This window comes from Streptococcus sp. HMSC072D05, assembly GCF_001815805.1.
GTDB lineage: Bacteria > Bacillota > Bacilli > Lactobacillales > Streptococcaceae > Streptococcus.
Genome location: NZ_KV822018.1, coordinates 13,556 through 34,683, shown reverse-complemented (window position 1 = coordinate 34,683; position 21,128 = coordinate 13,556). Strand labels below are relative to the sequence as shown.

General features: G+C 41.5%; 20 protein-coding genes. All 20 read left to right on the top strand.

Annotation, left to right across the window (positions count from 1 at the left end):
* The first annotated feature begins 41 nt into the window (after positions 1-41).
* The 20 genes from HMPREF3057_RS04335 to HMPREF3057_RS04240 all read left to right on the top strand — a co-directional run bounded on the left by HMPREF3057_RS04335 (position 42) and on the right by HMPREF3057_RS04240 (position 21,114).
* The gene (locus HMPREF3057_RS04335) at positions 42-623 is read left to right on the top strand and encodes a restriction endonuclease subunit S (protein WP_070696566.1); all 582 of its coding nucleotides are present in this window, start codon (positions 42-44) and stop codon (positions 621-623) included.
* 13 nt (positions 624-636) lie between these two features.
* A complete protein-coding gene (locus tag HMPREF3057_RS10445) occupies positions 637-1,083 on the top strand; it encodes a hypothetical protein (protein ID WP_070696564.1) in 447 nt (148 codons plus the stop codon).
* A 101-nt stretch (positions 1,084-1,184) separates the two neighbouring features.
* Entirely contained in the window at positions 1,185-1,874 is a 690-nt protein-coding gene (locus HMPREF3057_RS10440) for an AAA family ATPase (protein ID WP_070696561.1), read from the top strand.
* On the top strand, positions 1,867-4,911 hold the full coding sequence (locus tag HMPREF3057_RS04320; RefSeq protein WP_070696558.1) for a type I restriction endonuclease subunit R: 3,045 nt from the start codon (positions 1,867-1,869) through the stop codon (positions 4,909-4,911). The genes HMPREF3057_RS10440 and HMPREF3057_RS04320 overlap by 8 nt, the downstream gene beginning before the upstream one ends.
* A 135-nt stretch (positions 4,912-5,046) precedes the next feature.
* Complete coding sequence (locus HMPREF3057_RS04315; protein ID WP_000438484.1) at positions 5,047-5,451, top strand: YbgA family protein; 405 nt, start codon at positions 5,047-5,049, stop codon at positions 5,449-5,451.
* Positions 5,435-5,800 (top strand): TIGR02328 family protein, encoded by a 366-nt coding sequence (locus HMPREF3057_RS04310; protein WP_070696554.1) that lies wholly within the window; start codon positions 5,435-5,437, stop codon positions 5,798-5,800. Before HMPREF3057_RS04315 ends, HMPREF3057_RS04310 begins: the two co-directional genes overlap by 17 nt.
* Positions 5,801-5,956: 156 nt before the next feature.
* On the top strand, positions 5,957-6,322 hold the full coding sequence (locus HMPREF3057_RS04305; protein ID WP_070696551.1) for a type II toxin-antitoxin system RelE/ParE family toxin: 366 nt from the start codon (positions 5,957-5,959) through the stop codon (positions 6,320-6,322).
* Positions 6,312-6,605 carry a helix-turn-helix domain-containing protein gene (locus HMPREF3057_RS04300; RefSeq protein WP_070696548.1) on the top strand — a complete coding sequence of 98 codons (294 nt, stop codon included), beginning with the start codon at positions 6,312-6,314 and terminating at the stop codon, positions 6,603-6,605. Before HMPREF3057_RS04305 ends, HMPREF3057_RS04300 begins: the two co-directional genes overlap by 11 nt.
* 260 nt (positions 6,606-6,865) lie before the next feature.
* A complete protein-coding gene (metE, locus tag HMPREF3057_RS04295; RefSeq protein WP_070696545.1) occupies positions 6,866-9,115 on the top strand; it encodes a 5-methyltetrahydropteroyltriglutamate--homocysteine S-methyltransferase in 2,250 nt (749 codons plus the stop codon).
* A gap of 60 nt (positions 9,116-9,175) precedes the next feature.
* Complete coding sequence (gene metF, locus HMPREF3057_RS04290; protein WP_070696542.1) at positions 9,176-10,042, top strand: methylenetetrahydrofolate reductase [NAD(P)H]; 867 nt, start codon at positions 9,176-9,178, stop codon at positions 10,040-10,042.
* A gap of 455 nt (positions 10,043-10,497) precedes the next feature.
* Entirely contained in the window at positions 10,498-12,711 is a 2,214-nt protein-coding gene (pnp, locus tag HMPREF3057_RS04285) for a polyribonucleotide nucleotidyltransferase (protein WP_070696539.1), read from the top strand.
* 15 nt (positions 12,712-12,726) lie between these two features.
* Positions 12,727-13,344: a serine O-acetyltransferase gene (gene cysE, locus HMPREF3057_RS04280; protein ID WP_070696536.1), complete on the top strand. Its 618-nt coding sequence runs from the start codon at positions 12,727-12,729 to the stop codon at positions 13,342-13,344.
* Between the two features lie 49 nt (positions 13,345-13,393).
* Positions 13,394-13,594, top strand: a complete 201-nt coding sequence (locus HMPREF3057_RS04275) for a YdeI/OmpD-associated family protein (protein ID WP_070696533.1) — start codon at positions 13,394-13,396, stop codon at positions 13,592-13,594.
* Between the two features lie 13 nt (positions 13,595-13,607).
* Positions 13,608-14,372, top strand: coding sequence for a nucleoside phosphorylase (locus HMPREF3057_RS04270; protein ID WP_000923409.1), 765 nt, complete (start codon positions 13,608-13,610; stop codon positions 14,370-14,372).
* Between the two features lie 8 nt (positions 14,373-14,380).
* A complete protein-coding gene (locus HMPREF3057_RS04265) occupies positions 14,381-14,902 on the top strand; it encodes a dihydrofolate reductase family protein (protein ID WP_000301980.1) in 522 nt (173 codons plus the stop codon).
* Between the two features lie 17 nt (positions 14,903-14,919).
* Complete coding sequence (gene cysS, locus HMPREF3057_RS04260) at positions 14,920-16,263, top strand: cysteine--tRNA ligase (RefSeq protein WP_070696530.1); 1,344 nt, start codon at positions 14,920-14,922, stop codon at positions 16,261-16,263.
* The gene (locus tag HMPREF3057_RS04255; RefSeq protein WP_070696527.1) at positions 16,256-16,642 is read left to right on the top strand and encodes a Mini-ribonuclease 3; all 387 of its coding nucleotides are present in this window, start codon (positions 16,256-16,258) and stop codon (positions 16,640-16,642) included. The genes cysS and HMPREF3057_RS04255 overlap by 8 nt, the downstream gene beginning before the upstream one ends.
* 2 nt (positions 16,643-16,644) lie before the next feature.
* The gene (locus HMPREF3057_RS04250) at positions 16,645-17,514 is read left to right on the top strand and encodes a helix-turn-helix domain-containing protein (protein ID WP_070696524.1); all 870 of its coding nucleotides are present in this window, start codon (positions 16,645-16,647) and stop codon (positions 17,512-17,514) included.
* Positions 17,515-17,628: 114 nt separating this feature from the next.
* On the top strand, positions 17,629-18,759 hold the full coding sequence (locus HMPREF3057_RS04245) for an ABC transporter ATP-binding protein (RefSeq protein WP_000229944.1): 1,131 nt from the start codon (positions 17,629-17,631) through the stop codon (positions 18,757-18,759).
* 138 nt (positions 18,760-18,897) lie between these two features.
* Positions 18,898-21,114 carry a RelA/SpoT family protein gene (locus HMPREF3057_RS04240; RefSeq protein WP_001123780.1) on the top strand — a complete coding sequence of 739 codons (2,217 nt, stop codon included), beginning with the start codon at positions 18,898-18,900 and terminating at the stop codon, positions 21,112-21,114.
* Positions 21,115-21,128 lie beyond the last annotated feature (14 nt).

Genomic DNA, 21,128 nt, shown 5'->3' with positions numbered 1-21,128 from the left:
CTCTTATCAAGCTTTTACAGTGGGTATTTGGCCCAATTCGGGTGGAGTTGGGAAGCATTTGTGAATTTGTAAGAGGAAATGGACTTCAGAAGAAAGATTTTACAGAAATCGGGAAATCTGTTATCCACTACGGACAAATTTACACTAAATATGACTTTACAGTCACTGAAACTCTTTCCAAAACTAGTGAAATAGTGTTCGAAAAGCTAAAAAAAGCCTATCCTAATGATTTAGTAATGGCAATAACATCTGAAAATGTTGAAGATGTTGGGAAAGCAATTGTTTGGGAAGGGAAAGAAGAGATTGGAATTTCTGGGGATAGTTATATAATTCGAACAAATCAAAATTCACGATATCTAAATTATTGGTTTAGGTCGATTTCTTTTCAATCTCAAAAAGAAAGAAAAGTAACTGGAACAAAAGTTATTCGTATCAATTCGAAGGATATGGAACAATTTAAAATTGTTCTTCCACCTCTCACTGAACAAAAAAGAATTGTCTCCATTCTTGACAATTTCAACACCTTAACCAACTCTCTTTCTGAAGGTCTTCCAAAAGAAATCGAACTAAGACAGAAACAGTATGAATATTGGAGAAATCGATTACTCAATTTTAATGAATAAGGAAAAGTGAATCATGGCGAATGATAAAGTATTTGATACATTGGAAGATGTTGCAGAGGAATTGATCTCAAGTGATAAGAAGGTGCATTTAATTTATGCTTTTAATGCTACAGGGAAAACAAGGCTATCTACAATTTTAAAGGATAAATTAAATATCTCGGAAAATAATGAAGAGTCAAAAGTTAAGAAAATACTTTATTTTAACGCTTTTACAGAAGATCTTTTTACTTGGGAAAATGATTTAGAAAATGATGAAGATCGTTACCTCAAATATGATAAACGTACCTATTTTGGTAACTTTTTGGAGAATCAGCAACAATTTAATCAGGTTATTATAACTTTTCAGAAATTTGTCGGTGATTTAATAGTTCCTATTTTTGAGGATATTGAAGAACAGGCTGTTGATGATTTGGTATTCCAATTATTGATATTATTGGTGGTCAGCGTATACCAAGATTAGAGAGTAACTTCAAAAGCATTCGTTTTACAGTAGATGATGAAACGATCAAAATTTCTAGGGGTGAGGAGAGGATATTTGTTTGGTCTATATTCCTAACTCTTTTGGAACTTATTATTGAAGAGTTAAGCGATTCAGATATTGACTCTGATTTTCAGGACTTTAAGTATATTTATATTGACGATCCAATTTCGTCGTTAGATGATAACAATACTATTGATTCCGCTATTTTTTTAAAGGAAATTATTGCCAAATCTAAACGCACTGATTTAAAGTTTATTATTTCTTCTCACCAACCACTTTTTTATAATGTTTTGTACAATGAAATACGATTTGACAGAAAAATACCAAATAAAAAAAAGTCCTTTTATGTTATGAAAAAAGAAGTTGATAAGGAAGATAAAGTCGGATATATTTTAACTGACATTGAGAGAGATTCTCCCTTCGGATATCATCTAAGGGTAAGAGAAGAATTACGTAGAGCTGTAGACAGTGGACGAGTAGAAAAATTTCATTATGCTTTGTTAAGAAATCTATTAGAGAAAACAGCTACCTTCTTAGGTTATAGTAGATGGGAAGAAGTTTTATTAGGGTTAGAAGTGGCTGGTGATGAGATTACTCCAGAAAATATAGAGTTATATGCTCAAAGGATTGATTTATTCACACATAATCGTCAATCAGATTTGGAGTTTAGAGAATTGCAAGAACGAGAAAAAAATACCTTAATAGAATTATTCAATAGCTTTGAGAAAAATTATAAATTTAACCCAAAAGAGGAAAATGAAAATGGTTGATTATTCAAAAGTACATGAAGTAATTGCGGAAACAAATGAAGGGATTCTCTTGGCTGAGTATCAACCAGAGTATCGCACAGATAGAGAATTTCAGTCTGAGGCTGATTTAGAAAATCAGTTAATTTCTGATTTGGTGAATTATCTTAACTACGAGCGACTAGATATCCATACACCTGAAGAGCTCTTAGCAAATGCCAAGGTTCAAATTGAAAAGCTCAATAAGGTGACCTTTACGGATGCAGAGTGGCAACGTTTTGTAGTTGAGTATCTGGACTGTCCCAATGAAGGGCTAGTTGAAAAAACACGAAAAATCCAAGAGAATCATATTTACGACTTTGTCTTTGATGATGGGCGGATTAAGAATATTTTCATCCTTGATAAGAAAAATATTCATAACAACAGTATGCAGGTTATCAACCAAGTGACCCAAGTGGGTAACCACACTAACCGTTATGATGTTACTATTTTAGTGAATGGTCTTCCGTTAGTTCAGATTGAATTGAAAAGACGTGGTGTTAGTCTTAAACAGGCTTTTGAACAAATCCATAGATATAGTAAGGAAAGCTTCAATAGCGAAAATTCTTTATACAAATACATTCAGATTTTTGTTATTTCCAATGGGACCTATACACGCTACTTTGCAAATACAACAGCTCAAAATAAAAATCATTATGAGTTCACCTGTGAGTGGGCAGACCGCAAAAATAAAACAATTCATGACCTAGAAGACTTTACTGTTACATTCTTGAGCAAGAGAGTCCTTTTGGAAGTTTTGACCAAGTATTGTGTTTTTGATGCTGACAACACCTTGCTCATCATGCGCCCTTATCAGATAGCTGCTACAGAGAGCATCTTGCGCAAGATTCATTCTTCCAATGAAATGAAGAATTTTGGCTCTATCAATGCTTGTGGCTATATCTGGCATACAACGGGGTCAGGAAAAACTTTGACCAGCTTTAAGACTGCACGCTTGGCAACAGAGTTGGACTACATTGACAAAGTGATTTTTGTAGTTGATAGAAAAGACCTAGACTATCAAACCATGAAGGAATATCAAAAATTCCAACCAAATTCAGTAAATGGTAGTAACAATACAAAAGAACTCCAACGTAATATTGAAGAAAATGATGGTAAAATCGTTGTTACCACCATTCAAAAGTTAAATAAATTTATAACAGCAAATCCAAATCATGAAATCTATAGTAAAAAATGTGTTTTGATTTTTGATGAGTGTCATCGATCCCAGTTTGGGAAGGCTCAAAAGCGTATTAAGAAGGCTTTTAAACAGTACGCCCTATTTGGGTTTACAGGGACACCAATTTTCCCAGAAAATAGTTTAACGGGAGAAACGACACAAGAAGTTTTTGGAGAACAACTTCATAACTACGTTATTACGGATGCTATTCGAGATAAAAAAGTATTGAAGTTCAAGGTTGACTATAACTATATCAAACCTGAAATCAATAAGTATAGAGAAGCAGAAAAAGCAGTTGGGCAAGAGCTTGATGAGAAGAAACTCAAAAAGATGGAGAAGGAACTCCTTTTGCATCCAGAGCGGATAGCGACCATCACAGAGTACCTGTTGAGAGTTTATAATGACAAGACGCATCGGAGTAAATATTACACTCATAAACAAAAGAAGATGCATGGTTTTAATGCTATGTTAGCAGTACAAAGCATTGAAGCTGCAAAACTATACTATGAAGAACTCCAGCAGCAACAGGCAACTCTACCAGAAGTTAAGCGTTTGAAGGTCGCTACTATCTTTAGCTTTGCGCCTAACGAAGAACAGTCAGCTTATGGAGAGATTCAAGATGAAGAGCTAGACCCTCAAGATACAGCCATGTCTCTTTCATCTAAAGAGTTTCTTTCTAAAGCAATCTATGACTATAATCAAATGTTCAAGACCAACTTTTCGACTAATGGGAAAGAGTTTCAAAATTATTATCGAGACCTTTCAAAACGAGTTAAGTCCAAGGAAGTGGATTTACTGATTGTAGTTGGTATGTTCTTGACGGGATTTGATGCTCCAACTATGAATACACTCTTTGTCGATAAAAATCTTCGTTATCATGGATTGATTCAGGCATTCTCGAGAACTAATCGAATTTTTAATGAGGTTAAACCTTTTGGCAATATCGTTTGTTTCCGTGATTTAGAAAAGGCCACACAAGAAGCCATAAAAACATTTGGTGATACTAATAAGCTTGATATCATCTTAGAAAAAAGCTTTAGTGAATACATGGATGGTTTTGTGGATCAGGTAACTGGTATTGAGGTCAAAGGATATACAGCAGTCTGTCAGGAAATTCTTGAGAAATTCCCGAATCCACAAGAAATTGAAACAGAGCATGATAAAAAAGAGTTTGTTAAGCTATTTGGTGAATTGCTGAAGCTTGATAATGTTCTCAGAAATTATGATGAATTCCAAGAGCTAGACAAGCCTATCTCAGAAGGTTATCTTCAAGATTTGAAGAGTGCTTATGTAGAAATTCGAGATGAATTCTTAAACCTTAAAAACTATGAAAAGAGTAAAGATTTAGAGGTTGACCTTTCAGATGTTGAATTTGAAATCGAACTCTTAAAAACAGATGAGATTAATCTGGATTATATCCTTGCATTGATTGTTGAGAAATCGAAGAACTCTGAATCTAAGGAAGATTTGAAAGAAGAAGTTAGTCGTGTGATTCGCTCAAGTATTGATATTCGTGCTAAAGAAGAGTTGGTTATCGGGTTTATCAATGACACCGATTTGCAAAAATTGAAAGACCATGATGGGATTATCAATGCTTTCTACGAATATGGCAAGGAGCGCAAAAAAATCGCGATTCAAGACCTAGCTGAGTCTGAGAAACTTGTAGCTGATTATCAATTATTCATAGATAAATCAATTCAACGAGGTTATGCCGAAAACAGTGGAACTGATTTGGATTCGATTATTCCACCAACTTCTCGTAGACAGGGAGCGCGTGAACGGAAAAAACAAGAAGTTCTACATAAGATTCAGTTGTTGGTAGAGACTTATTCAGGTATTTGATGATTTCTAAATCAAGGTTTATTAGAAAAATCAGGAGCTACAAAAAACACTATTTATTCGCTCATAATTCGCTCATTTTTAAGGTACAACTTTGTTTCCATATTTCCTGGAAACGGATAGAAAGCAAGGAGAAACATGGAACAAACTAATCAAAAATCCCAGTGCCAACAACTCTGGGCTAGAAACAAATACCTCGTTTTGAGCCATTCCAGCAATATTTACAATGAGATTCGCCAATACTTGAAGAATGAAGTGGTGGAGGTAAGTCATGTTCAAGAACTGATTGACCGTGCCTGCCAAATTCCTGAGCATAGAGGTCAGGTTTGCAATGCCTTTCAGCATATTTGGGGCTATTTCAAAAAGAAAGCGACAGATGTTGAATGCAAAGACTACATGCTCTTGCTGGATCGCTACCGCTTTGGTCAGGCTTCTAAGGAAGACTTAATCGCTAAGACGAGAGAGTTGCTGGATCGCTATCCCAATACCTATTTGCAACATTCGACTTTACTGAAAGGAGACTCTCATGAGACTTTGGCATGAGGCTTTGATTTCACAACTTCCCCGTCCTCAACTTTTGGGGCAACATCGAGAGTGCTGCGCCCTACGTGGCAATGGTTGGGGCAAAAAACATGCGACTGTGGACTATGTCTTTACTCACTCGCCCTATCGTCTCTATGCCTATCATCGCTTGATCATGGAGGAGATGGCTAATCGTGGCTATAATGTCAGTCCAGAGTGGCTGGACAAGAACTACCGTGGCAAGACCTGCTCTCCTTATCAAGACTTGCCTGAGGAAAACCTAGGTAATCCCGTCTATAGTGAGCATGATGCAGAATACTATGAGGAATGTCTGGCTAATCTCCGAGAGAAAGGCATTGAGCTGGAGTAAGAGTCAGGATTAGCTCCATATTATAACTCTTCTCGTAATTTTTTCGAATAATAAAGATGAGACCTTTAGAATGATTCTAAGGTCTTCTTTTTATGAGTATTAGGATTTACTTTTAATAACTTTTGAGTTATAATTAAATTAGAAAGAGGTTGCTTGGTGCATACGATTTACTTCTATAAGGACAAAAATGGAAATGAGCCAGTCTTAGATTATATGAGAGAATTGGCTTGTCAGAAAAGTAAGGATAGCCGCATCAAACTCAATAAACTAAACGACTATATCGAGTTGCTTAGTCAGCATGGTACGAGCGCTGGCCAACCCTATATCAAACATTTGGAAGATGAGATTTGGGAACTAAGACCTCTTAGGGATAGGATTTTATTTGTAGCATGGGTTGATGGGAGTTTTGTTCTTTTACATCATTTTGTTAAAAAGACTCAGAAAACTCCTAGGAGAGAAATTGAAAAAGCCAAGCGTGAACTGAAGGACATAAAAGAAAGAGGGTTAAGTGATGAAGAATAGTGCCATTGGAAGTAATTGGAAGGATGTCCGAACAGAACTCTTTATCAAGGAAGAAATTCTTGAAAGTGATATGCGAGTGGCTATCATGAGTGAATTGATCAAAGCTAGACATGAGCAAGGTATTAGTCAGAAAAAGCTAGAGGAACTCAGTGGAGTAAGCCAGCCTGTTATAGCTAGGATGGAGACAGGAAAGACTAGTCCTCAGTTGGATACGGTCTTAAAAGTCTTAGCCAGTTTAGGAAAGACACTAGCAGTCGTCCCACTTGAACAGGAAAAAAGTTGATTAAGCTGACCTATAGTCTATTCTAATAGCAAGTCATAGTCACTTATGAGAATCATCAATAGCTCGTTTGAGCATTCTAACTAAAATACAGCAATAAAACAAGCAATACAAAGGATTTGAGACACTGGTTTCAAGTCTTTTTCTTTTGTTTAAAACAGTGATATAGTTTCAAACTATATCAAAGCCTAATTATTTACAATTATACAGACAGTTTCTTTTCTGTTAAGATAGTTTCAACAACAAATTTTGGAGGACACATCATGTCAACTACGATCATCGGTTTCCCTCGTTTGGGTGAATTCCGCGAATTAAAATTTACAACTGAAAAATACTTTAGAAAAGAAATCTCAGAAGAAGAACTCTTGGCAGCAGCAAAAGACTTGCGCGCAAAACACTGGAACATTGTCAAAGAAAAAGGCATCACTGAAATCCCATCAAACGACTTTTCTCACTATGACAACTTCCTAGATGCAGCTTTCCTCTTCAACGTGGTGCCAGCTTCAGTTCAAAACTTGGACTTGTCTGATCTTGAGCGCTACTTTGCTTTGGGTCGTGGTTACCAAGGAGAAAAAGGGGACGTGCGTGCCCTTCCGATGAAGAAATGGTTTAACACCAACTACCACTACATCGTGCCTAAATTTGAAAAAGACACTCAAGTTAAATTGGCTGGTCACAAGATTTTTGATGAATTCCAAGAAGCCAAAGAACTTGGATTGAACACTCGTCCTGTTCTTGTAGGTCCATTCACTTTCCTTCAATTGTCAGACTTTGAAGAAGGTGTGAAAGCTGAAGACTTCGTAGACAGCTTAGTAGCTGCTTACCAAGAAGTTTTTGCAAAATTGTCTGAACTTGGTGCGACTCGCATCCAGTTGGACGAAGCGGCTCTTGTCAAAGATTTGACAGCTGAAGAAAAAGCTCTATTCTTGAACCTCTACAACAAGCTTTTGGCTGACAAGAAAGGTCTTGAAGTCTTGCTTCAAACTTACTTTGGTGACGTCCGTGACGTCTACACTGACCTTGTGAACTTGCCAGTAGATGCCATTGGTTTGGACTTCGTTGAAGGTAAGAAAACTCTTGAACTCGTTAAAGGCGGTTTCCCAGCTGACAAGACTCTTTATGCAGGTATTGTCAATGGTAAGAACATCTGGCGTAACAACTACGAAAAGAGCTTGGCTGTTCTTGAGCAAATTCCAGCTGAAAACATTGTCTTGACAAGCTCATGCTCACTTCTTCATGTGCCATTTACAACTGCTAACGAAGAATTTGAACCAGCTATCTTGAACCACTTTGCTTTTGCAGTTGAAAAATTGGATGAGATCCGTGACTTGGATGCTATCCGCAACGGTCAAGGTGCAGAGGCTCTTGCAGCTAACAAAGAACTCTTTGCGACTGAACGTGTTGGTGATAATGCGGAACTTCGTGCTCGTATCGCAGGATTGAAAGATGCAGACTACACTCGTTTGCCAGCCTTTGCAGAGCGTGAAGCTATCCAAGAAGAAGCCTTTAAACTTCCAGCTCTTCCAACAACAACCATCGGTTCATTCCCTCAAACAAAAGAAGTCCGTGCTAAACGTTTGGCCTTCCGTAAGGGTGAATTATCACAAGAAGAATACGATGCCTTCCTTGCTGAAACCATCGACGAATGGATCAAATGGCAAGAAGAAGTTGGATTTGACGTGCTTGTACACGGTGAGTTCGAGCGTAACGACATGGTTGAGTACTTCGGTCAAAACTTGTCCGGTTACCTCTTCTCTAAGAATGGTTGGGTACAATCATACGGTATGCGTGGGGTGAAACCACCAATCATCTGGGGTGATGTCACTCGTCTTAACCCAATTACTGTCAAATGGTCTAGCTATGCTCAAAGCCGTACTGACAAACCTGTTAAGGGTATGTTGACTGGACCTGTTACCATCCTTAACTGGTCATTCCCACGTGAAGACATTTCTATCAAGGACTCAACTCTTCAAATCGCTCTTGCTATCAAGGATGAAGTTCTTGACCTTGAAGCTGCAGGTGTGAAAATCATCCAAATCGACGAAGCTGCTCTTCGTGAGAAATTGCCACTCCGTCATAGCGACTGGTATGAAGACTACCTTGACTGGGCTATTCCAGCCTTCCGCTTGGTACACTCTACAGTTGCACCAGATACTCAAATCCACACTCACATGTGTTACTCAGAATTTACAGATATCATCCCAGCTATCGACAACATGGATGCGGACGTTATTTCCTTTGAAGCAAGCCGTTCAAACCTTGAAATCTTGGACGAACTCAAAGCGAAAAACTTCCAAACAGAAGTGGGACCTGGGGTTTACGATATCCACTCTCCTCGTGTGCCTAATGAAGGCGAAATCGACCACACGATCGATGCTATTCTTGCCAAAGTACCAAGCAAGAAAGTTTGGATCAACCCTGACTGTGGTTTGAAAACACGCGGTATTCCAGAAACAAAAGAAAGCTTGATCCGCCTTGTAGAAGCAGCTAAAGCTGCGCGTGAGAAATTGTAAGAACCCATTTCTCCCTACACGGTTGATCAGTAAGAAATCAACTAGAAAAGGTTAATATATATGTCACGCCAAACACCGTCACTTTCATTTGAAGTGTTCCCTCCAAACCCAGCTGTGGGTAATGATAAAATTATTTCAGCTTTGCAGGATATGCGGGAGCTAACACCGCACTTTATCAGTGTGACTGCCAGCAATAATAAATTTAATATCAAGGAAACAACGGTTCGTTTGGCTGACTTTATCCAGAATGACTTGGCGATTCCAACCATTGCCCACTTGCCAGCCATCTATCTGACTAAGGACAAGGTTGCTGAAACAATTGCAGACTTGGATAAGGTTGGGGTACAGAAAATCTTGGCCTTGCGTGGGGATATTATCCCTGATGTGGAACCACAAAAGGATTTCCGCTACGCAACGGATTTGATCGAGTTCATCAAGGAACAAGCTCCTCACTTTGATATTATTGGCGCTTGCTACCCAGAGGGGCACCCTGACTCGCCAAACCAAATCTCAGATATTCAAAATCTCAAGAAGAAAGTGGATGCAGGCTGTTCCAGCCTCGTAACGCAGCTTTTCTTTGACAATGAGCGTTTCTACGATTTCCAAGACAAGTGTACCTTGGCAGGGATTAATGTTCCCATTCATGCAGGGATCATGCCCATTCTGAACCGTAATCAAGCGCTTCGTCTCTTGAAGACTTGTGAGAATATCCATCTTCCACGTAAATTTAAGGCCATCTTAGACAAGTATGAGCATGACCCTGAGTCGCTCAGAGCAGCAGGACTTGCCTATGCAGTGGATCAAATCGTGGACTTGGTAACTCAGGATGTCGCAGGTGTGCATCTCTACACCATGAACAATGCTGAAACAGCAAAATACATCCACCAAGCAACCCATGCCTTGTTTAACCATCAGTCTTTAGGATAATAAAAAGCAAACCATTCTTCTCAGGTGAGGGGAATGGTTCCTTTTTAATAGAAAAGCCCGCACTTTTTAAGAAAAATATGATAAAATAGACTCTGTACGTACTTGATACAAAGATGAGGGTATAAACATATTCTTAGCTATTCAAATCTGCTATGCTATAAAAGATACAAATGCTAAAGAATAATATTTTTAAACTTTTCAAGGTATTTAGGTAGTTGAACACGGGCTAAATCCCTAGTGAAAAAGATAGATTTCCTGGTGTGCATCGCACACTGCGTCAATTTATGCTATCATGAGTAATTGAACTCGGCCGAAAAGCTGTGTAAAAAAGATAAACTGTCTTGTCTTCATCGAAGACTTCGCCAGTTTCCTATTTTTACTTTGCTTTTTGCGACCTTAGTATCTTGATCTTTGTAGGCAAGGCGTATAATTTCATCAATCCAAAGGGGATTAAAATGACAAAACAAGTGTTTCAAACGACTTTTGCGGGTCGTGAGTTAATCGTAGAGACTGGTCAGGTTGCTAAGCAAGCAAATGGTGCAGTTGTCGTGCGTTACGGTGAGTCAACTGTCTTGACTGCGGCCGTTATGTCTAAGAAGATGGCAACTGGGGATTTTTTCCCACTTCAAGTCAACTATGAAGAAAAAATGTATGCGGCTGGGAAGTTTCCTGGTGGCTTTATGAAACGTGAAGGACGTCCTTCAACAGATGCGACTTTGACAGCGCGTTTGATTGACCGTCCAATCCGTCCTATGTTTGCGGAAGGTTTCCGTAACGAAGTGCAAGTGATCAACACCGTGCTTTCTTATGATGAAAATGCCTCTGCACCAATGGCGGCTATGTTTGGTTCATCTTTAGCGCTTTCTATTTCAGATATTCCGTTTGACGGACCAATTGCTGGGGTACAAGTGGGCTATGTAGATGGCCAAATCATCATCAACCCTAGTCAAGAACAAGCAGAGCAATCGCTTCTTGAATTGACAGTAGCTGGAACCAAACACGCTATCAACATGGTTGAGTCTGGTGCCAAAGAATTGTCAGAAGAAATCATGTTGGAAGCTCTTCTTAAAGGGCATGAAGCTGTTAAAGAATTGATTGCCTTCCAAGAAGAAATCGTTTCTGCTGTTGGTAAGGAAAAAGCAGAAGTGGAATTGCTTCATGTAGACGCTGACTTGCAGGCTGAAATCATCGCAGCCTACAACAGCGACCTCCAAAAAGCGGTCCAAGTAGAAGAAAAATTGGCTCGTGAAGCTGCAACTCAAGCAGTTAAAGACCAAGTGACTGCTGTTTACGAAGAAAAATATGCAGACCACGAAGAATGTGACCGTATCATGCGTGATGTGGCTGAAATCTTGGAACAAATGGAACACGCTGAAGTGCGCCGTTTGATTACAGAAGACAAGGTGCGTCCTGACGGTCGTAAGGTTGACGAAATCCGTCCTTTAGATGCGGTTGTTGACTTCCTTCCTCGTGTACATGGTTCTGGCCTTTTCACTCGTGGCCAAACTCAAGCTCTTTCAGTTTTGACCTTGGCTCCGATGGGAGAAACTCAAATCATCGATGGTTTGGATCCAGAGTACAAGAAACGCTTTATGCACCACTATAACTTCCCTCAATACTCTGTAGGGGAAACAGGCCGTTACGGTGCGCCTGGTCGTCGTGAAATTGGTCACGGTGCTCTCGGTGAGCGTGCCCTTGCTCAAGTTTTGCCAAGTTTGGAAGAATTTCCATACGCTATCCGCTTGGTAGCAGAAGTCTTGGAATCAAATGGTTCTTCTTCTCAAGCTTCTATCTGTGCGGGAACGCTTGCCCTTATGGCTGGTGGTGTGCCAATCAAGGCGCCAGTAGCTGGTATTGCCATGGGTCTCATCTCAGATGGAAATAACTATACAGTATTGACAGATATCCAAGGATTAGAAGATCACTTTGGAGACATGGACTTTAAGGTTGCCGGAACTCGTGAGGGGATTACAGCCCTTCAAATGGATATCAAGATCCAAGGGATTACTGCTGAAATCTTGACTGAGGCTCTTGCTCAAGCCAAGAAAGCGCGTTTTGAAATCCTTGATGTGATTGAAGCAACGATTCCAGAAGTTCGTCCAGAATTGGCTCCAACTGCTCCGAAAATTGATACCATCAAGATTGATGTGGACAAGATCAAGATTGTCATCGGTAAGGGTGGAGAAACCATCGACAAGATTATCGCTGAAACAGGCGTTAAGATTGATATCGACGAAGAAGGTAATGTGTCCATCTACTCTAGCGACCAAGATGCCATTAACCGTACCAAAGAAATTATTGCTGGCTTGGTTCGTGAAGCCAAAGTGGATGAAGTTTACCATGCGAAGGTTGTTCGTATCGAGAAATTTGGTGCCTTTGTCAACCTCTTTGATAAGACAGATGCACTTGTGCACATTTCTGAAATGGCTTGGACTCGTACCAACCGTGTCGAAGACTTGGTAGCTATCGGTGATGAAGTCGACGTTAAGGTTATCAAGATTGATGAAAAAGGCCGTATCGATGCCTCTATGAAGGCTCTTCTTCCTCGTCCTCCAAAACCTGATCATGATGAAAAAGGCGAAAAGTCTGAGCGACCTCACCGTCCACGTCATCACAAGGACCACAAACCTAAGAAAGAATTTACAGAAACACCAAAAGATTCAGAATAAGAAAAGGAGAAATGTATGGGATGGTGGCGCGAAACCATTGATATTGTAAAAGAAAATGATCCAGCGGCACGCACCAGTTTGGAGGTTCTACTGACCTATCCAGGTGTCAAGGCCTTGGCTGCCCACCGTCTCTCGCATTTTCTCTGGAAGCATGGCTTTAAACTCTTGGCTCGTATGCACAGTCAGTTTTGGCGCTTTTGGACTCAGATTGAGATTCATCCAGGTGCCCAGATTGACTCAGGTGTTTTTATCGACCATGGTTCAGGTCTGGTGATTGGAGAGACGGCGATTGTTGAAAAAGGCGTTCTTCTCTATCACGGAGTGACTCTTGGTGGGACTGGTAAGGATGTTGGCAAACGCCATCCGACTGTGCGTAAAGGAGCTCTCATATCAGCCCATGCCCAAGTCATCGGACCGGTAGAAATCGGTGAAAATGCCAAAGTCGGTGCTGCTGCAGTAGTCGTGGCAGACGTACCTAGTGATGTGACAGTTGTCGGTATTCCAGCTAAGATTGTTCGCGTTCATGGACAGAAGGATGAACCAACGATCCACGAAGTTGAAGAAAAACGAGAATACTATCTAGACAAGCTAGAACATGCCCGTGAAGCCAGTCACCATTCATCAAGTCTGTAGGATAGGGTAGCAAAGTTATCGAGGTGAAGTATGACAGGAGGTAAGAACTATGTTAGATTTATCAGATGCAATTTTGAACCAGGCAGTTCTTGAGTTGCAAGAACGCTTGGATGGTCTTGCTAAGGAGCGCTTTATTAAACTGCCACCTAGCCACCAGCGTGAATGGGCTCATTATATCAGTGAAGCCAAAAAAGATGAGACCAAACTGCGCCGTCTAAATAAAATGAAGGCGGATTTGCTGAAGCCTTAAAGAAAGAGAAGTTATGCTATTAGAGGAATTTGAAGATGTAGCAGCAGTTATTGAGCCAACTGAAAAGCCAGTCCCTGACAAGGGTGAGGTGTGCGAAACCATCATCCTGTCCTTTAATGGCGAGATTCTGAAACGTTTGATTGAGTCAGAAAATGTCTATCAGGGAGGCTATTTGAAAAGCATAAACGGCCATCATCCATGGTATATTTATGGCCAAGGACCTAGCAAGCTAGCAGTTATGTTGGCTCCAATTGGGGCTCCCATGATAGTCGGCCAGCTGGAGGAGTTGGCGGCCAGAGGCTTCAAAAATTTCATCATTTTAGGTTCCTGTGGCGTTTTGGACCGCTCAATTGAGGCTGACAAGATTATTCTGCCTGCAGCTGCATTGCGTGATGAAGGAACTAGCTATCACTATGCCCCACCGGGTGACGAAGTCGCCTATGACGAGTCTCTGCTGATCGAGCTGGAAGCCATCTTTGACAAGCACAATATCGAACATATCCGCACCAAGTCTTGGACGACTGATGCCTTTTATCGAGAAACGCCTGATAAGGTCAAGCGTCGCTTGGCTGCTGGAGCCAAAGTGGTGGACATGGAAGCTTCAGCTATCATGGCTTGGAGTCAATTTCGCAAGAGTAAAGTCTATCAGTTCTTCTACACAGCTGACTATGTGGATCATCATAACCGAATCTGGGATGCCCGCCATGAAGAGCGGACAGCTGATGCCATGACTTTTTTCACTATCGCTTTGATAATAGCCGAGGAACTAGAAAGGTAACTACAAGAATGGCAGTATATTTTTACGGCTGTATCACCATGGATGGCTACTTGGCAGACAGTCAGCACAGGATAGACTGGCTGCATCAGCTTGGTTCTGTAGAGGATACAGGCTATGATGACTTTTACAGGCAAATGGATATCACCATCATGGGCAAGCGGACCTTTGAGGAAATCCAAGATTTGCAAGATGTAGAAAGTTTTTATCAAGCTACGGAAAACTATGTCTTTACACATGATAGGCACCTGCCTGTCAGCAATTACCAGCCAGTAGCTGGGGATGTGGTGGACTTTGTTCAACAGATTGACAAAGGCAAAAATGTCTTTGTGATTGGTGGTAATTCCTTGGTAGGACCGCTCTTGGATGCGGATCTTTTCGACCACCTCATTATTCAGATAGCGCCCCTTATCCTAGGAAAGGGAGTTCCCCTCTTTACTCAAGAGGAAGGGCAGCGCTTTTACCAACTGGATAGCCTCAGACAATTTGGCCCTTTTGCAGAGCTGGTTTTCAGCCGAAAAAGTCAGAAATAGAGAAGGGAGTGGACCGCATGATTAAAATTTATGACACCATGTCTCGTGATTTGCGAGAATTTGTACCTATTGAGGACGGCAAGGTTAAGATGTATGTCTGTGGGCCAACTGTATACAACTATATCCATGTCGGCAATGCCCGCTCAACAGTAGCTTTTGATACCATTCGTCGTTATTTCGAATACCGTGGCTACGAAGTTGCCTATATTTCCAATTTCACGGATGTAGACGATAAGATTATCAACCGTGCCAAGGAAGAAGGTATCACGCCTCTGGAGGTTGCGGACAAGTACATCGCTGCCTTTCGTGAGGATGTGACGGCTTTGGGCGTGAAACCTGCGACTCGTCATCCGCGTGTAGTAGAGTTTATGGCTGACATCATTCGTTTTGTGGAAGACTTGATTGAAAAAGGTTATGCTTACGAGAGTCAAGGAGATGTTTACTTCCGCGTGGAAAAATCTCACAACTATGCTAAGTTGGCCAATAAAACCTTGGAAGATTTGGAGCTGGGTGCTTCAGGTCGTACCGATGAAGAAACGGCTCGCAAGGAAAATCCTGTAGACTTTGCCCTTTGGAAAGCTGCAAAACCAGGCGAGATTTATTGGGACAGTCCTTGGGGACCTGGTCGTCCGGGTTGGCATATCGAATGTTCAGTCATGTCGACAGAGATTTTGGGAGATACCATTGATATCCACGGTGGTGGAGCCGATCTGGAGTTTCCGCATCATACCAATGAAATTGCCCAGTCAGAAGCCAAAACAGGCAAGACTTTTGCCAACTACTGGATACACAATGGCTTTGTCAATATCGACAATGTCAAGATGTCCAAGTCTTTGGGCAACTTCATTACGGTACACGATGCCCTCAAAACCATCGATGGCCAAGTGCTTCGTTTCTTCTTTGCCACTCAGCATTACCGCAAGCCTATCAACTTTACAGAAAAAGCAGTGCGGGATGCAGAGACTAATCTCAAGTATCTGAAGAACACTTACGAGCAACCATTTACTGGAAATGTAGATGCTCAAGAGTTGAAAGTCTTTAAAGATAAGTTTGTTGCAGCCATGGATGAGGACTTTAACGCTGCCAATGGTATCACAGTTGTATTTGAAATGGCCAAATGGATCAACTCCGGCAACTATGATGCAAGTGTTAAGGAAGCTCTTGCGGCTATGTTGGAAGTCTTCGGAATTGTCTTTGTTGAGGAAGTTTTGGATGCAGAGATCGAAGCCTTGATCCAAAAACGCCAAGAGGCGCGTGCCAATCGTGACTTTGCCACAGCAGACCAAATCCGTGATCAACTAGCTGCTCAAGGGATTAAGCTACTTGATACCAAGGATGGAGTGAGGTGGACACGTGATTGATGTCAATCTCATTAACGGGATTGCGCTAGCCTTTGAAGGAGATGCGGTGTATTCTATGTATATTCGCCGTCACCTCATCCTCAAAGGCATGACCAAGCCCAATAAACTCCACCAAGAAGCGACCAAGTATGTCTCGGCCAAGGCTCAGGCTCGCCTGATTTCCCTGATGTTGGAGGAGCAAGTCCTTACGGAAAAAGAAGAAGAAATCTATAAACGTGGGCGCAATACCAATAGCCACACAAAGGCTAAAAATGCGGATGTCGTAACTTATCGCATGTCTACAGGCTTTGAAGCGGTCATGGGTTATCTTCATCTGACTGAAAATATGGAGCGTCTAGAGACCTTGATTTCGTGGTGTATCCAAAAAGTGGAGGCGTAGAAATGCTTGCAAAAGAATTACTAGATTGGTTTCCTGAGGCTCAGATTTCAGATCAGCCAATAGAGAAGCTAGGATATCTTACACTTCCTCTATCTTCTCAACAGTGGATTTTACTGGAGGAGTCCAATCTCACTGAACGTGAAAAACAGTTAATTGCCCTTTTAACCCAGCAGGAGCAGGCTCGTTCGCTCAATCCTTGGTATTCCTATCTGATCGAGGGTAGGGGGCAGGCGCCTCAAACTTTTAAAAAGATACAACTGGTTTATTGTCATCTATCTTATTACCAACAGGAAAATCTAGCCTCTTGGCTGGATATGATGCAGACCCTCTTTCCTAACTGCCAGACAGTGTTGCAGGTCGGAGTTCAGGACTATGTTTTTGTTCTCCAGCAAGATAAATACACTTCTGTTCGCTCAATCCTATCCGATACGATTGAGGCAGTAGAGTATGACTTTGGTCTTCGTCTATCTATCATGTTGGGGCAGGTTTGGTCTCAGACTGGGTATCAGGCTCTGTCAGATTTAATCCAAGCAGAGCGGGACTTGTTTAAGGCTTGGTGGCGTCAGGGGCATCAAGGTGTACATACCTTTTCACAGCTCTATCTTTGGAGTATGGGAGAAAGGATTGTGGACCTGAGAGTCATTAAAGACTGCCTGCACCAGATGATTTTGGACCAGGACCAGATTCAGGAAATTATCCTTTCTCTCTGGGAAAACAGTGCCGTCCTAACTAAAACGGCCCAGCAACTCTATCTGCACCGCAACTCTCTCCAATACAAGATTGATAGATGGGAAGAATTGACAGGGCTTCAGTTGAAGGAGTTAACGGATCTTACCTTGTGTTATCAGTTGATTTTACCAGATATTCTTTAAAGTTTTGTGCAAGTTGCACAGAACTTTTTTATTTTTTTGGTCACCTTGCCATAGAAATGTAAAGCGTTTTCATTTATAATAAAACTATCAAAAAATAAAAGGAGTTCACCTTCCATGGTAGAATTAAATCTTAAAAACATTTACAAAAAATATCCAAACAGCGAACACTACTCAGTTGAAGACTTTAACTTGGACATTAAAGATAAGGAGTTTATCGTTTTCGTAGGTCCTTCAGGATGTGGTAAATCAACAACTCTTCGTATGATTGCTGGTCTTGAAGACATTACAGAAGGTACTGCATCTATCGATGGCGTGGTTGTCAACGACGTAGCTCCAAAAGACCGTGACATCGCCATGGTATTCCAAAACTACGCTCTTTACCCACACATGACTGTGTATGACAACATGGCTTTTGGTTTGAAATTGCGTAAGTACAGCAAAGAAGACATCGACAAACGTGTGCAAGAAGCAGCAGCAATCCTTGGTTTGAAAGAATTCTTGGATCGTAAACCAGCTGACCTTTCAGGTGGTCAACGTCAACGTGTTGCCATGGGTCGTGCTATCGTCCGTGATGCAAAAGTGTTCTTGATGGACGAACCTTTGTCAAACTTGGATGCCAAGCTTCGTGTATCTATGCGTGCTGAAATTGCGAAGATCCACCGTCGTATCGGTGCTACAACTATCTACGTAACCCACGACCAAACAGAAGCGATGACACTTGCAGACCGTATCGTTATCATGTCAGCAACTAAGAACCCTGCTGGTACAGGTACTATCGGACGTGTTGAACAAATCGGTACCCCTCAAGAAGTTTACAAAAACCCAGTTAACAAATTTGTAGCAGGATTCATCGGAAGCCCAGCTATGAACTTCATCAATGTAAAATTAGTTGGTAGCGAAATTGTTTCTGACGGTTTCCGCTTGAAAGTGCCAGAAGGTGCTTTGAAAGTTCTTCGTGACAAAGGCTACGAAGGAAAAGAATTGATCTTCGGTATTCGTCCAGAAGACGTGAACGCAGAACCTGCTTTCCTTGAAACATTCCCAGAATCAGTGGTTAAAGCAACTATCTCAGTATCAGAATTGCTTGGTTCAGAATCTCACCTTTACTGCCAAGTTGGTAAAGACGAATTTGTTGCAAAAGTGGATGCTCGTGACTACTTGCAAACAGGTGCAACAGTTGAACTTGGATTTGACTTGAACAAAGCACACTTCTTCGACGTAGAAACTGAAAAAACAGTCTACTAAGCAAATGAAATGTCAAAACACTGCTAGAGAAATCTGGCAGTGTTTTTTTAATGATTGGTGTTGGCATAAAAACAGGCTTTTCTAGTTTTCATATCCTTAAAAAAGTGATAAAATGGTAGGAAGAATTGGAGAGTATAGATGCCGAAAGAAGTGAATTTGACGGGCGATCAGGTAGTCGCTTTAACGAGAGAATATTTAACAAAGGAAGACGTTGCTTTTGTACAAAAAGCATTGATTTACGCAGTTGATTGTCATAGTGGGCAGTTTCGGAAATCAGGTGAGCCCTATATTATCCATCCCATTCAGGTAGCAGGAATTCTGGCTAAGCTCAAGCTGGATGCCGTAACCGTTGCCTGTGGTTTTTTGCATGACGTTGTTGAAGACACAGATGCGACACTGGATGATCTAGAGAGAGAGTTTGGTCATGATGTTCGGATTATCGTTGATGGGGTGACCAAGCTTGGTAAGGTTGAGTACAAATCACTCGAGGAACAATTGGCTGAAAATCACCGCAAGATGCTTATGGCCATGTCAGAGGATATCCGTGTTATCTTGGTTAAATTATCGGACCGTTTGCACAATATGCGGACTCTCAAACACCTGAGAAAGGACAAGCAAGAACGTATCTCCAGAGAAACCATGGAAATTTACGCACCACTTGCTCATCGTCTAGGGATTTCCAGTGTCAAGTGGGAGTTGGAAGATCTATCTTTCCGTTACCTCAATCCAACTGAGTTTTACAAGATCACCCACATGATGAAGGAAAAACGCAGAGAACGTGAGGCTTTGGTCGATGAAGTTGTAACCAAGTTGGAAGAGTACGCTACAGAAAGAAATCTCAAAGGGAAAATCTATGGTCGTCCTAAGCATATCTATTCGATCTACCGCAAGATGCAGGATAAGAAGAAACGCTTTGAGGAGATTTATGACCTGATTGCCATTCGCTGTATCTTAGATACCCAGAGTGATGTTTACGCTATGCTGGGTTATGTGCATGAACTTTGGAAACCCATGCCAGGCCGCTTCAAAGACTATATCGCTAATCGGAAGGCCAATGGTTACCAGTCTATCCATACGACTGTTTATGGGCCAAAAGGGCCGATTGAATTCCAGATTCGGACCAAGGAAATGCACGAGGTGGCTGAGTACGGGGTAGCAGCTCACTGGGCTTATAAGAAAGGCATTAAAGGGCAGGTCAACAGCAAGGAATCTGCTATTGGAATGAACTGGATCAAGGAGATGATGGAGCTCCAAGACCAGGCTGATGATGCAAAGGAATTTGTGGACTCTGTTAAAGAAAACTATCTGGCGGAGGAGATTTACGTCTTTACTCCTGATGGTGCGGTTCGCTCCCTACCAAAAGATTCAGGACCGATTGACTTTGCCTATGAAATCCACACCAAAGTCGGTGAAAAAGCGACTGGTGCCAAGGTCAATGGCCGTATGGTTCCACTGACAACCAAGCTCAAGACAGGGGATCAGGTTGAAATTATCACCAACCCCAACTCCTTTGGTCCGAGTCGTGACTGGCTCAATATGGTCAAGACCAGCAAGGCACGCAACAAGATTCGTCAGTTCTTTAAAAATCAAGACAAGGAATTATCCGTTAACAAGGGCCGTGAGATGTTGATGGCCCAGTTCCAAGAAAACGGCTATGTAGCCAATAAATTCATGGACAAGCGCCATATGGATGAGGTTCTTCAAAAGACCAGCTACAAGACAGAGGAGGCTCTCTACGCAGCTATTGGTTTTGGAGAAATTGGCGCTATTACCGTCTTTAACCGTTTGACCGAAAAGGAACGCCGTGAGGAAGAGCGTGCCAAGGCCAAGGCGGAAGCAGAAGAGCTTGTCAAAGGTGGCGAAGTTAAAGTCGAGAACAAAGAAACCCTCAAGGTTAAGCATGAGGGTGGTGTGGTCATTGAAGGGGCTTCAGGTCTCCTAGTTCGGATTGCCAAGTGTTGCAATCCAGTTCCGGGTGACGACATTGTCGGTTACATTACTAAGGGACGCGGTGTGGCTATTCACCGTGTGGACTGTATGAATCTCCGTGCCCAAGAAAACTACGAGCAACGTCTCCTTGATGTGGAGTGGGAAGATCAATTCTCAAGCAAGGAATACACTGCCCACATCGATATCTATGGTCTCAACCGTACAGGGCTCTTAAATGATGTTTTACAAGTTCTCTCAAACACGACCAAGAATATCTCAACCGTTAATGCTCAGCCAACTAAGGATATGAAATTTGCTAATATCCATGTCTCCTTTGGTATTTCCAACCTCTCTACACTGACCACAGTCGTGGATAAGATTAAGAGTGTGCCAGAGGTTTACTCTGTTAAACGGACTAATGGCTAATTGTCCTAGCTCTT

Bases quoted from the DNA above. Each gene is read 5' to 3' on its own strand.
- cysE (WP_070696536.1), top strand. From the start codon at position 12,727: ATGGGATGGTGGCGCGAAACCATTGATATTGTAAAAGAAAATGATCCA.
- HMPREF3057_RS04270 (WP_000923409.1), top strand. From the start codon at position 13,608: ATGCTATTAGAGGAATTTGAAGATGTAGCAGCAGTTATTGAGCCAACT.
- HMPREF3057_RS10445 (WP_070696564.1), top strand. From the start codon at position 637: ATGGCGAATGATAAAGTATTTGATACATTGGAAGATGTTGCAGAGGAA.
- cysS (WP_070696530.1), top strand. From the start codon at position 14,920: ATGATTAAAATTTATGACACCATGTCTCGTGATTTGCGAGAATTTGTA.
- metE (WP_070696545.1), top strand. From the start codon at position 6,866: ATGTCAACTACGATCATCGGTTTCCCTCGTTTGGGTGAATTCCGCGAA.
- HMPREF3057_RS04315 (WP_000438484.1), top strand. From the start codon at position 5,047: ATGGAACAAACTAATCAAAAATCCCAGTGCCAACAACTCTGGGCTAGA.
- HMPREF3057_RS04240 (WP_001123780.1), top strand. From the start codon at position 18,898: ATGCCGAAAGAAGTGAATTTGACGGGCGATCAGGTAGTCGCTTTAACG.
- HMPREF3057_RS04320 (WP_070696558.1), top strand. From the start codon at position 1,867: ATGGTTGATTATTCAAAAGTACATGAAGTAATTGCGGAAACAAATGAA.
- HMPREF3057_RS04245 (WP_000229944.1), top strand. From the start codon at position 17,629: ATGGTAGAATTAAATCTTAAAAACATTTACAAAAAATATCCAAACAGC.
- HMPREF3057_RS04310 (WP_070696554.1), top strand. From the start codon at position 5,435: ATGAGACTTTGGCATGAGGCTTTGATTTCACAACTTCCCCGTCCTCAA.
- metF (WP_070696542.1), top strand. From the start codon at position 9,176: ATGTCACGCCAAACACCGTCACTTTCATTTGAAGTGTTCCCTCCAAAC.
- HMPREF3057_RS04265 (WP_000301980.1), top strand. From the start codon at position 14,381: ATGGCAGTATATTTTTACGGCTGTATCACCATGGATGGCTACTTGGCA.
- pnp (WP_070696539.1), top strand. From the start codon at position 10,498: ATGACAAAACAAGTGTTTCAAACGACTTTTGCGGGTCGTGAGTTAATC.
- HMPREF3057_RS04275 (WP_070696533.1), top strand. From the start codon at position 13,394: ATGTTAGATTTATCAGATGCAATTTTGAACCAGGCAGTTCTTGAGTTG.
- HMPREF3057_RS04300 (WP_070696548.1), top strand. From the start codon at position 6,312: ATGAAGAATAGTGCCATTGGAAGTAATTGGAAGGATGTCCGAACAGAA.
- HMPREF3057_RS04250 (WP_070696524.1), top strand. From the start codon at position 16,645: ATGCTTGCAAAAGAATTACTAGATTGGTTTCCTGAGGCTCAGATTTCA.